Raw genomic sequence first — 12,042 nt, forward strand, 5'->3', positions numbered from 1 at the left:
GGTTGCGAACAGGGAAGTCGTATATCATCCTCTCTTCACCGAAGCCGTTTGACTTGACGCCATCAAAGCCCTCTGGACGATTGTCCTTCTCATCAAGATATATGTGAAGCTCGGTCTTGTAAAGCTTCCCGTGATCTTTGGCTGGCTGCTCGTTGAAGTCCACCACGTCAAAGTAGTTAGTCACGCCCTCGGGGAGGATATATATCGCTAAACCTTTGTAGAAGTCTATCTTTTCTTGTTCCATGACCGCAAAGGTAAGCAAAAAAAATAGTTTTAGCACGCTATCATATCAAGTTCTTTGGTTAGGCAGCGGCATCCGCCTGCCACGGACAATCCCCCTTGGGCCCAAAGCAAAAGCTTTTTCTAAATCGACTTGCGTTAGCACTATGACGTATAAGATTCCCTTATTTACCAATATGGCAAAGATGTCATCTGGATGCGCATATTTAGTAAATCCATATATCCACAAGCGTGGGTCACCTTTTTTTGTAACGGGACGGTAAAGAGCCGTTTGCGTCTTATAGAAATCCGTTTCGGTTAAAATATAGGTTTCCTTAAAAATCTTGTTATCTGGGCCTTGAAGTTGATGCTCATAATCATGTATGCCGTGTTCCTTGAAAAAAGAACGCACTGGGGCAGTGGCATCAAGTGTGCTTTTATTGATGCCAGTTTGAGTTATTTGTATTGTAGTATAATCAATCCTTTTGTTGACAAGGAATTGGACATTCTTCTTCTCAAAAGGATTGTATTCCCTCATGTGAATCATAGCTACCTGATGTTTTTTAAAATTTCGTTTCCTATAGCTCTTGCCATCAGAGGTGGAACTGCATTGCCTACAAGTGTGTATTGTGGTATCTCGGACTTTCTTTTCTCACCTCCGGTTTGCCTCTTGCCTTGAAAGACAAATGAATCATCAAATGATTGAAGTCTTGCCATCTCCCGAACAGTCATAGGTCTTATTGCTGAATAATGAATGAAATCATCGGGCATAGTACAGACCGTTTGACTCTGTGTGTCTGGTTTAGTGACAAAATAATTTCTCTTTGCTGAATCAACTCCTTCTTTTTTGAGAACTTCTTTACAAGCATCGGTATAGCCGCCATATTTTACTATGATCTCCAGCCTTTTACGCACTTTCTCATTTTGGTCACTTGTTTGGTGATTAAATAATCCAAAGTGTTTCCAACTGCGTGGGTTGTTCAATTCTTCATCATTGCGTACATAAAATGCTGGGCATTCTGGCCTGAAACGTTTGAGGAGTCTACCCTCACGAGACCATTCTGCATATGTTTTCCCATGTTCTTCGTCTATTGGACCATCGACATCACGAACCTTGACAAGATAGTCATAATGTGGGTTGTGTGGAATATTTAAGGGATATTCAGTTGCTGTTTGTCCGTTACCAATAAAGTCAAGGTCTCCGATAGCCTCATAGACCGTGACCTTGTCTTCGTCTTTAACGGTAGCCGGTATATTCTTTATTTCCTTTTGGTCTTTTCTTGAACCTATGTAAACTACCCTTTCTCGATTTTGTGGTACGCCGTAATTTGAAGAAAGCAGTACCATTTGGTTGATATTGTAAAGCCTAAGCGCGGAAAGTATCTTGGCACAGCGTTCCTCTGTTTTATCTTTCTTAGCTAACTTCGAGATTTCTTCAAAGCAATCATCGAGAGAGAATGTATAGAGAATAACAGCCTGTTTGAAGTTCTCTACTTCTTTCTCACCCGCTTTTTTCAGAATGTCAAGCATATCAATGGCCTTGATGATTCTATCAATAATAGAGTCATCAGAAAAGGCAGTCATGAATCCATTGATGGACTCTGCGTACATATCATTATCCACATTAGCAACTGTCTTTACATTCGTAATCTTCGCAAGTATTTCTGCCCTTTCGTCATTTCTTTTTAGTAGCTCTAACCCGTGTCGAATAGTATTTACATTCCTATCTGACTTGCTTACACGATATTCTATTTTTCTTGTAAGGGACTTGAATTGACTTGCAAGATTCTCAAAGAAAAGGTTCTTGTATTTAGAAGCTTTTTCGTCATCTTTTTCAAGCTCCATCAATAACTTATAGTATATGGCATCCGCCATGAATTTCGGGGCGGTTTTGTAAATCATACCCTTCGCATACATGAGGAAATTATCCACTTCTTGATCATCAATGATAGAACGCATTTCTTTCATTATCTCAACCTTAAACCGTCCCTTGTCTTTTGTCAGAATACCTTTGACATTTTCCATGACGAAATACTTAGGCTTGAGTGTACGAATGACCTTGAGATAATGGTCAAAAAGATTATCTCGTTTGTCGAAACGCTTTCTTCTTCCTGCAAGACTGAAAGACTGACAGCTTGGACCGCCAGTCACGACATCAACATCTCTGCCACTAAGTGCTTCTAAAAGATGTGGAATAAAGTCTGAAGACATAATGTCCTCAGTGATAAATTTTGTATTGAGTCCCAGTTGCTTGTTATAGCGTGCGCGATGAGTCACTTCGCAATTATCATTAATGTCTGAAGCTAGTAGGAAATCAAAATACTTGTTGCTCGCGTCAGCTTGCAGGAAGCCTTCACTAATGCCTCCTGCGCCAGCAAACAAGTCTACGAATGTAACAGGCTTTCGCCCTTTGAGAAATGATTCCAGTTCTGCCATTTGTGTCCTTCTTCTTTTTAAAATGCAAATATACAACCTTTTTTCCGAATAAGCTAATACTTTCTTCTTATTTTGCTTTAGGAGGCTAGAAGCTTTTGCTGTAAGTGTTGATTTTATCTTTTATAAGCTTATTATGTTTTTGTTGAATTCTTGCCAATATTCTAATATTTTTTCTAAATTTGCAAAATAACGTAGGATTTCCTATTTATGAAAACAAGCATATCACAACAACGACACCACATTATGGCCTCTATTCGCTCTACGAACACGAAGCCAGAGATGCTTGTTCGTAAATATCTGTGGAGTCAAGGATTCCGATACCGACTGAACAATCCACGGTTGCCGGGGCATCCTGATATTGTGTTGCGTAAGTACCGCACATGCGTATTTGTCAACGGATGCTTTTGGCATGGCCATGATGGATGTAAGTACTTCCGGATGCCAAAGACTAATACCGACTTTTGGGAGAAGAAGATAAAACGTAATAAGAATCGAGATATAGAGGAACAGAAGAAGTTGGCAAAGATGGGTTGGCACTGCATCACAGTTTGGGAGTGTGAGTTGAAGCAAGACAAAAGAGCAAAGACGCTGGCCTCTCTTGCCTTTACGTTGAACCATATCTATCTTCAAGACCGCTCTATTACTTATCCCAAAATAGAAGAAGAGTGTGAGTTGGAACAAGCGGCTGAACCAGTACCTACTCCATAGCTTCATCTGACGATGCGGTTTCGTGGGGTCAAACTACCATTTTGAAGAGGTCAAACCGTTGATACTATGAGTCAAACAGGATATTGTCAATGTTGTAATGCTATAGAAAAAGACCTTTTGCAAAGCAGCGAATGATTGTGTCCTACCTAAGAAAGGGTCTTTTGCTTATCAGGAAATTTGCTTACCCAATTGGAATGAATATTCCTACATACTAGTAAGTGGTAATTTAAATATCTTTCTTCCAAATACTTACCTCTGGTCTGTTTGTTAACGAATTTATCATTTCTGACAATTGATTTTGTAAATTCCAGTCGACTTGAAAATACTGACATGCCAACGGATTGTTTTCGTCACAGTATCTTTGAGTGTGACACTTCTTATAAAGTTTGCATATATTTTCTCCAAAATTAGTAAAACAGTGCCATCTACAAATATTACAATGTTTTGCAAAAGGAAAGAGTTTGTTTGCCATTATATAGCAAGCATCGAATAGAGCTGATGGGTATGATATAAAGTTACCTCCTAACTCTACTGGTACATCTTCACATTCTTCACTCATAGGCACAGCTATTTCAAATATTCCCCAATGCTTGTTCAAGTTATGACAATCAGTGGATTCCATATAAGCTTTCCCCGAGTTGTAAAGTATGAATCTTTTAATTCTGTTGCTATAGTTGTCCCATTGTCCTAGCAATTTTTTTGGTTGAAAATTATAGAATTTTGTTTTGTCGCCTTCCTTGATAGGGTTATTGATAATATTGAGAATATCATCTTCTGTCTCAATTTTGAATTCTATGATTTTAATTCCGGATTCTATCTTTTCCTTTTCACATGGATGGGTGACACATATCTCTATGAAGATAGGATTATCTTCATGATATTTGTTATTACCTAAAATATCGGCACGGTATTCATGTCCATTCTTAGAAAAGGTCTTTTCAATTGACCAATTGTCTATCCACTTAACTATATCTATTGGTGGAAGGTAAATGTTTTTAGAGCAATAATTATCGTCCTTCAATTTACATGTATAATAATGCTCGCACCTTTCTATAGTTTTGACTATGACTTGTATAGACGACGATTTAGAAAGCCATCCATAGATAAGAAACTCTGCGGTTGAATGAAGATAATGATTATAATCACATTCATCATCAATATGCTTATGAGCGAAATGCCATTCTCTTATTTTGCCCATCTTTGTTATCATTTCATGTTTGCAATATGGGCAACAGAAATGTTGATTTCTATTCTGTACATCATGGATATTTACAATATGACCGCTTTCGTCAACCGCAAAGTGTTGGTATTTCTTTTCAACTTTATTTCTCATAACTTGAGATAATAAGTAAATTATGTTTATAATTCAACTTCTAATTCGCGATATTGTCAATGGCTATGATGTCATCTTCATAGTGGAAGACTTCTATTTGTTTTCATATTAACGTATCCTATAAGTGGATAATTATGTGTAACTTTGCAAAATTAATGGTTTTATTTGGTAAAAACAACGAATCATAGACTTTTTTAGATGTTATAACAAAAATGTTTAGAATGAAAAAGTTGTCCGTAGTTAATACGAACAACTTTTCCGATAATGTCCTTTATGATTTCTTTACTTTTATCACCTCAGCACCACCATCGCAAACCTGTTGGCTTCCTTGGGTGCAAACTGTTGGATGCCGCCGAGGCTGACTGCCTTCATCTGTGACTTGTCTATGCCATTGTTAATGAACTGCTTGGCGATGTACCGGGCACGGGCAATGCTCAGCGCGCGGTTTCGCTTGGCGGTGCCGGTAGCTTCGTCGGCAGCCCCCGTGATGTGGATGGCCAGATGATGCTCCTTGGCATACTTAGCGATCTCTGTGAGGTTTGCCAACTGCGACTTGGTGACCAGTTGGGCTGTGTTCAGCTTGAAATAGAAATAGATAGGGACACCAACAGCCAACTGGAGTGAGTCTTCATTGGTGCTGTCATCGGAGGTTGTGGCGGATGCCATACGACTGCGGAGCGCATTCAGTCCGGCATAGTCGTTCTTGTTGGCCGACAATGCGCCACAGTCCTCTTGCCAGTTGACTTGCTGCTGGCGCAGAGAATCGTCAGGCAGCTGGCCTACTCCATCGTTGGCGTACATTCCTACCGCAGTCATAGCGAGCAGGAACAATAGGATGCTTTTTTTCTTCATCTTCTGTCTTTTGGGGCGAGGAACAGCGGAATGCCTTCATCGCTTCAAGCCTTTGGCTGCCCGCTGTTCCCCACCGTTGATAGTTTTACTTGTCTCGTTTATCTTCTCATTCTCGATACCTTGAACCCCGCCTCGCGAAATTTCTCCTGCCACTCCTGATAGAGAGGGCTGTTCGAGGCATGTTCGTTGAACGCTTGCGCTGCGTCGTGCAGCTGCTGCTTTTGCTCTGGCGTTAACCAGTCGTGAGAGCCTTGCGGCTTCTCCAAGGGTGAGACACCCGATTTCTGATGCAATTCCATATTTTCTTAGATCTTGGTCGGTGATACCCGACGCGTTGAGTCGCTTTATGTATTTACTGTCAATTCTTATGTCCTGAAGTTTGCCGAAACTGCCATGCCCGAAGGTCGTCATCAGCACCACGTTGCCACCCCGGCTTTGGATATAATCGCGAAGGTCACGGAGCTCTGCCCCGGAGGTGATGAAGTCGTCCAAGATGATGTAGTCCGTGTCTTTTCTGACCTCACCCTCAAACCGCATGCGTTTGCTAATGCGGCTGAGATCGGTGGCGTTGGTGTGGGAGACGTCCGTCACGGCGATGATGTCGTGGTCGACGGTCATGCCGATGGCTGAGAACTTGGCAGCGTATGCCGCCGGTATCATGTTGATGTCCCCACCCTGCATCTTGTGGTTGTAGACAACGTGAGCAAGGGGATAGCGTCGCGCGATGTCGGCTATCTTACTGTCTTTCACAAAGGCATCGACCAACCGCAAGGCAGCCTCGTAGTCACCATGTTTGGCAGCATGAAAGTCAGGATGCCTGCGTGCCATGCCGGAACTGGTGTGGTTGACGACGGCCGGAAAAGCATCTCCCCATCGGTGACCTTCGGGCATCGAGTCTCTCTGGCGAAGGATGTATAGGACCGTGTCCCTGTCTATCAATAGCGGAGACCTGCCTAAATACATCCATGCCTCATGCTCCTGTCCAAAGGTGAACAGCACTTCGGCTTCAAGACTGGGCTCAAAGAGTCTAACGGTGAAATCGGGCTTGCTCGGCACTCTTGGCAGAGACAGCCTCCAACACCTGACTCTCCGCTTTCACCGGCTGTTCCTGTCGACTCTCGGATGCTTCCTGAGAGACCGTTGCCGACTTGGCATCGCTGCGGAACAACGGCGTGAACGTCTTGTTCTGCTCGCGGATGTCCGTAAAGTCAGCGTTCCAGCCGTCACGCCTGAGCCGCTCGCCGACGGCTTCCATGCGCTGGGTGATGAACGATGCCGACCGCTTGACATCATTGAGCGTGGTCTTGATGAACTCCGGGGCCTCGTTGAGGCTGCCGAGCCACGACTTCAGATAAGCGGCACTGTCGCTCTTCACATGCTTGGCCATGCCATAGCGTGAGGACACCAGGGCGGCAGTGAGCTCTGCCACGAGCTCCTCTCGGCTGTAACTCGCCCGGTCCTGGGTAGGCTTGATGCGGTTGAGACGGTCCGGGGAGCCACTGGCATGGCTCATCTCGTGAAGGAGGTTGCTGTAGAAAGACTCGCCGTCGATGAACTGTGCCTTCTCCGGGATGATAATCTCATCGCGCGCCACACTGTAGTAGGCATCATTGCCCGCTGTGGGCTTGATGGGACAGACGTAGAGGTCCTTGGCTATCATCGCGTCAATCTCCGGCAGACTCGCCATGCCCTTGTCGCTCAGTTCCAGTGTTCCCTGGGCTTCCTTGCGGTAGGTCTCGTAGAGTTCAGGACGCGCCTCCTTCAGGTTGGTCTGGTCAACGTTGAACACATTATAGACATGCTGCTTGGGGAAAACTGAGAACTCATTGCGCTCCTTGGCATCGAGCTGTTTATAGTCGTCGTATTTGATGCGCTCGTTGGTCTGCTTGTGCACACAGGTGAAGATAGTGATCATTACGGGTGTGCTCTTCTCTCCCTTGTTGATACGGACAAAAGGCAGCTTGTTGCCATCCTTGTCCGTGAGCAGGTGCTGCCGCTTGCCGTCCTTGTCCTTGGCATAGTTCATGTCCGTGATGCGGTCGAAGGTGGCATAGCGGGATGTCTGCCAGTGGTTCTTCTCCTGCATGAACATCAAGATGATGCTGTTCATGCCGTTGTAGTTGCGGCCATTGAGGTTGCGGGGCAGTTGGGCGGCACCGGGCGAGATCCAAGGCTGCTTCCAGTCCTGCTGGAGATTTTTGATCTTGTCAATCATGATGTCGGCAAAGACATTCAGGGCTCTGTCCTCGGCACTCAGGCCGTCGGGGTTGGGCGTGTAGTTCTTTCTCATAGTAGTGATGGTTGGTTTCAAGAATTGTTGATATGCTCTGTCATCTCACGGACGATGCACGAGAGGCTCGGCGCCTCCTTGTAGAAGGAGATGCGCAGGTCACCGCTGATGTCCACATGGGCACGCGGACGCAGCCAATCGGGCTTGATGCTCTCAACGGTGGCGTTCTTCTCTGGGAACCGCATGAAGGTAACCCACGTACTGACGAAGTTGTCACCGACCTTCTCGGATGAGTAGGCAGAGAACAGAAGATAAGGACGGCCGTTCTTTGAGGTGCGCTCATCAAAGATGTTCTCCTTCTTCAGATAGCCGCGGAAAGAGAGTGTGCCGGAGATGGCATCCAACGCGGGCACGTTCTCTGCTGTCACCAATCGGGCGGTGAGATAGAAACTCAGTCCGTCGTCCTTGCGGCGGATGTCCATGGTTCCGCTCGCCGTGACACGCTGCCCTTCGGTGTAGACGCTCAGGTCACTTTGCCGGGCCTGCGGCACTGACACAAAAACACGGATGTCCCTGGTGCCACTGCCGTCGGCAAGGCTGGCGGACATGACGAAGGACACGTAAGGCTGGTTGTTCCTGTCGGTACGGATGGAGGCACTGCGTCGGACAGTGCCCGTGATGTTTACTTCTGCTTTGATCATAGTTGTATGAAATAGATGATGTTACTTTCTTTGCAGATGCTGCTCCTGCGACTGACGCTCGGAGGCTATCTGCTCATAGTTCTCGGAAGCCTGCTGGCTGAAGGTTACGGCATTGACAAGACTGCCGATTTTCTGCCGCTTGGCAGCATCGTCGCCGTCGCCATTGAGGATGGCGGTCAGGCGTTGCTGTTCCTCGGCTGTCAGCTCATGGCGGTACTCCTTCTTGCCGTCGTGGGTGACGAGGACGGCCTTTCCTCCTTCGGTGACAGTCAGTGATGCCGACTTCAGGTTGGGCGTCATGCTGCTGAGGTCGATGCGGCGCTGGGTGACAGCCTCGTTGATAGCCGCCATCTTCTCGTCACGGCTCTTGCCTTCCATCTTCATCGTCAGCATGAGCATGGTCATGAGCATCTGCATCAGACTGCCCAGGAGTCCACGCCCACCGTCCATGCCGATGGCTGCATCCTCGGAGGTCATCAGCTTGCTCAGCCATCCTTCCGGCGTGGCTTGTTCCTGCTCCTGGGTGCTGTTGCCTTTGGACTGATAGTCGGCAAGGAGGTTGCGGCCGTTGTGCTGCGCCTCTATCTTCAAGTTGCCTTTCTGACTGATGTCCGCGAGGTAGGCGGCAGGGTTGACCCATTGCATCTTGCCGTCCCTGGAGACGTTGATGACCCCGAGGTGGAGATGCTCGCCCGTGACCCTCGTTCCCGTGGCTCCCGATACGCCGATCTTCTGTCCGGCATTGACCGTGTCGCCCTTCTTAACGGCAATCTCACTGAGGTGCATATACTGTACCCTCACCCGCGAGCCGTCTTCACGGGCATACTCCACGGTGACGGTCTTGCCCCCAGCGGTATTCGTGCGGTGGTCAACACCCACGACGGTGCCTTTGCTCTCGGTCGCCAGGACCGCTTCCCTGTTGGTCTTGATGTCCATGCCGTGGTGCACCTGCATGGTACCTTTGTTTAGCGGATCTTCCCGGTTGCCGTAAGGAGAGGTGACGAGCATGAAGCTGTCGCGCTTCACGGGCATGCTGTAACTGCCGGTGGCTACGGCTGACGAGTTCTTGGCTGCGGATGTCTGACTGTGCGGCTGGCTCATCACCATCTTGTCGTACTTCTGCAGTCCGGCACCCTCGATGACGCTCACCAGCGTGGAGACATAACGTTTGTCGGAGGCATAGCCGCCCCGCTGGATGGCAGCCGCCCAGCCACGGTAGTCGTCGGCGGCAAGGCCGGCGGTGTGCTTGCGGTATCGCTGCGCCATGAGGACTTTGGAATGGTCCTCATAACTCTGCCCCACACTGTCGTATTTCTTGAACTTCTCGTTGGCCCGGTCGTCATCCGCCAGGACATAGTTGCCGTTGTAGGTACCTTTCACGCCGAAGTGGTTGTTGGCGGTATTGGCCAAGGTGCTCCTGCCGTCCGCCGACTCAATGATACCCTGTGCCAGCGTCACCGAGGCGGGTATGCCATAGCGCCGCATCTGCTCCATGGCATACTCCGCATACTGCTCGATATACTGTTGTCTGGATGGTGTCATAGCATCGGCTGGTTATCGGTGCATACTTGTGCGCTGGTCCTCCTGACGGGCTACGACTTCCTTGACCTCCTGCTGCGAGGATTCCTTGGCTTCATCCTGATTCTGCTGCCTGGGCACAGTGAGCTGGTCACAGATGGCCACGCGCTCGCCGGCACGGATGAGCTTGGGCAGATAGGTGTCGAGGGCGTGGTGAGGAAAAACGGCAGTCTCCAAAGGACGGCCGTCCTTGTCCTTCACCTTGTTGTTGCTGGTCAGCGTGATACCCAATATCCTTGAAGCCTTCTCGGCATCGCCACGGTAGGTCTCATAGAAGTCTCCGGCACGGAACAGAAGGATAGCATCGGGATGCTTGGCCTTCAGCTTGTCGTACTGCTTCATGATTGGCGGCAACTTGCTCTGCACGTCCTTCTCTTTCAAAGTCTGTTGTCCGTTCTGTTTTTCCTCCGTCTGCTTGCCGCTGAGCACGTCGGCATAAAGTGTGGCGGCCAGGTGCTGCTTGTAGTCGCGTTTGTCGTCGGCGAGCCACAACCGCTGCCATTGCGACTGGCTGATTTCCCGTGGACGCTGCTTTTCACCGTCGATGTTAGCCATGAGCAACACCTTGTTGTCGTTGGTCTTGAAGGCATTCACCCTGTCAATGCGGTCAAGGGTCTCCTGAGAGGCGCCGCTTCTGAAGATGTTCACCTCGCGGTCGGGATGCTCAGCCACCACGGAGTAGTATTTCTGGGCGAACTGCATGCGGAACTTCTCTATGGTAGCCTCGTCGTGGTCGTTCTTCATCATGTCGAAATACATACCAATGTCGGCCTTGTCGGGATGAACGGCAAAGGTGCGGCCTTCCTCCGGACGTGCGGCAAGCGTCCACTTCCCGTCATCGTCTTTCAGCATGGCAATGCGTGAGAAGTTCTCTGGCACCTTGTCGATCGGAAACTGCGAAGCCCACGCCTGCATGGTCTTCTCGGAAGGTTTCTCCACGGGCAGTATCTTTACACCGCTTTCTGCCTTCTTCATCATCCCCACCGTGCGGTTGACATCCGCGAGGATGGCCTTTCCCAATTCTGGGTTTTCCTTCAGTTGTGCGATGACCGACGGCAGATGCTCCATGGTCTCGGGATGGAGTTTGGCAGGGAGTCCCATCTCCAGCATCTTGTGCGATGCCACCAGATCCCTTACCAACAGTTCACGCTGCTGTATAGAAGCCTCGGGCTGGCGTCCGCCTTCCACGGCTACCCCCTTACGCCCGAGACGCTGTGGAACGCCCGTGGCATGGGCAATCTGCCGGACCACTTCCTGGGCATAGTCGGGATAAGAGGCAAAGTCCTTCTGCGGTGGGATGTGCACCGTGTCGGTGCGGCTGTCGTAGTGTGCGAGACCCGTGCCGTCCTTGCGGATCGGCACAAGACAGTCTTTCATCTTCTGCAAGAACTGGTTGAACTCCATCCTCACAGCCTTGTCGTCCACGGGCTTGTCCGTGCGCTCGCTGGCAGCGGCAAACTGCTCCACTTGCTTTTTGTAGTCCTCCTTGTGCACATGCGCCATCGTCGTCTGGTCGATGTTGAAGATGGTATAGACATCCTCCCGCGGGTTGGCCTTGTACTGCTTGCGGGCGTTCTCGTCGAGGGCAAAATAAGCCTTGCGGCTGATCTTGTCGTCGGGATTGGCGTTGTTGACATACTGGTTGGGATTCGTCCACACCACCGCCACGCCTTTCTGACCCTTACGGACAGCCTCGCCGCGTTCGTGGGTCTCACGGAACATCGTATAGACGTTGGTCTTGAACCCGCCCTGGTCGCTGTGCATCGCCATCATCAGGGCATTGCCCGGCGGCAGGCGCAAGGACTTGTTGTAAAAACTCGGAGCCGGTTTGCGTGAGGCATTGAGCAGCTCGCCACCGTTCTCCTTTGCATTCTCAAGGGCTGCGACAAGAATCTCCGTCTGTCGCTCTGCGCCCGTCTTTTTCTGAATTCCTTCTTCTGCCATTGTATCATATCATGAATGGGTGAAAAAATATAGGGAAATAA

General features: G+C 48.7%; 10 protein-coding genes and 1 pseudogene. 1 reads left to right on the top strand and 10 read right to left on the bottom strand.

The window, feature by feature from the left end; all coding sequences use genetic code 11:
* From G604_RS0107805 to G604_RS13885, 3 genes and pseudogenes are all read right to left on the bottom strand, one after another.
* Positions 1-244, bottom strand: a pseudogene (locus G604_RS0107805) (DDE transposase); the annotation flags it as partial.
* A gap of 45 nt (positions 245-289) precedes the next feature.
* Positions 290-766, bottom strand: a complete 477-nt coding sequence (locus tag G604_RS0107810) for a hypothetical protein (RefSeq protein ID WP_028910083.1) — start codon at positions 764-766, stop codon at positions 290-292.
* A 2-nt stretch (positions 767-768) separates the two neighbouring features.
* Positions 769-2,655: a DNA cytosine methyltransferase gene (locus G604_RS13885; RefSeq protein WP_051220296.1), complete on the bottom strand. Its 1,887-nt coding sequence runs from the start codon at positions 2,653-2,655 to the stop codon at positions 769-771.
* A 207-nt stretch (positions 2,656-2,862) separates the two neighbouring features.
* Between G604_RS13885 and G604_RS0107820 the strand changes: the two genes are divergently transcribed.
* Positions 2,863-3,363, top strand: a complete 501-nt coding sequence (locus tag G604_RS0107820) for a very short patch repair endonuclease (protein WP_028910084.1) — start codon at positions 2,863-2,865, stop codon at positions 3,361-3,363.
* Between the two features lie 226 nt (positions 3,364-3,589).
* Here G604_RS0107820 and G604_RS0107825 read toward each other — a convergent pair whose 3' ends face one another.
* The 7 genes from G604_RS0107825 to G604_RS0107860 all read right to left on the bottom strand — a co-directional run bounded on the left by G604_RS0107825 (position 3,590) and on the right by G604_RS0107860 (position 12,001).
* Positions 3,590-4,696 (bottom strand): competence protein CoiA family protein, encoded by a 1,107-nt coding sequence (locus G604_RS0107825; RefSeq protein ID WP_155941887.1) that lies wholly within the window; start codon positions 4,694-4,696, stop codon positions 3,590-3,592.
* A gap of 291 nt (positions 4,697-4,987) precedes the next feature.
* Entirely contained in the window at positions 4,988-5,548 is a 561-nt protein-coding gene (locus G604_RS13895; protein ID WP_081657706.1) for an OmpA family protein, read from the bottom strand.
* Positions 5,549-5,584: 36 nt separating this feature from the next.
* On the bottom strand, positions 5,585-6,439 hold the full coding sequence (locus tag G604_RS0107840; protein WP_155941888.1) for a hypothetical protein: 855 nt from the start codon (positions 6,437-6,439) through the stop codon (positions 5,585-5,587).
* A 136-nt stretch (positions 6,440-6,575) separates the two neighbouring features.
* Positions 6,576-7,838 carry a zincin-like metallopeptidase domain-containing protein gene (locus G604_RS13900; protein WP_051220298.1) on the bottom strand — a complete coding sequence of 421 codons (1,263 nt, stop codon included), beginning with the start codon at positions 7,836-7,838 and terminating at the stop codon, positions 6,576-6,578.
* A 17-nt stretch (positions 7,839-7,855) separates the two neighbouring features.
* Entirely contained in the window at positions 7,856-8,479 is a 624-nt protein-coding gene (locus G604_RS0107850) for a hypothetical protein (protein ID WP_028910088.1), read from the bottom strand.
* Positions 8,480-8,500: 21 nt separating this feature from the next.
* Positions 8,501-10,021 carry a glucosaminidase domain-containing protein gene (locus G604_RS15670; RefSeq protein WP_028910089.1) on the bottom strand — a complete coding sequence of 507 codons (1,521 nt, stop codon included), beginning with the start codon at positions 10,019-10,021 and terminating at the stop codon, positions 8,501-8,503.
* A 12-nt stretch (positions 10,022-10,033) separates the two neighbouring features.
* Positions 10,034-12,001, bottom strand: coding sequence for a zincin-like metallopeptidase domain-containing protein (locus G604_RS0107860; RefSeq protein ID WP_028910090.1), 1,968 nt, complete (start codon positions 11,999-12,001; stop codon positions 10,034-10,036).
* Positions 12,002-12,042: the final 41 nt, after the last annotated feature.

This window comes from Prevotella sp. AGR2160 (assembly GCF_000424185.1).
GTDB lineage: Bacteria > Bacteroidota > Bacteroidia > Bacteroidales > Bacteroidaceae > Prevotella.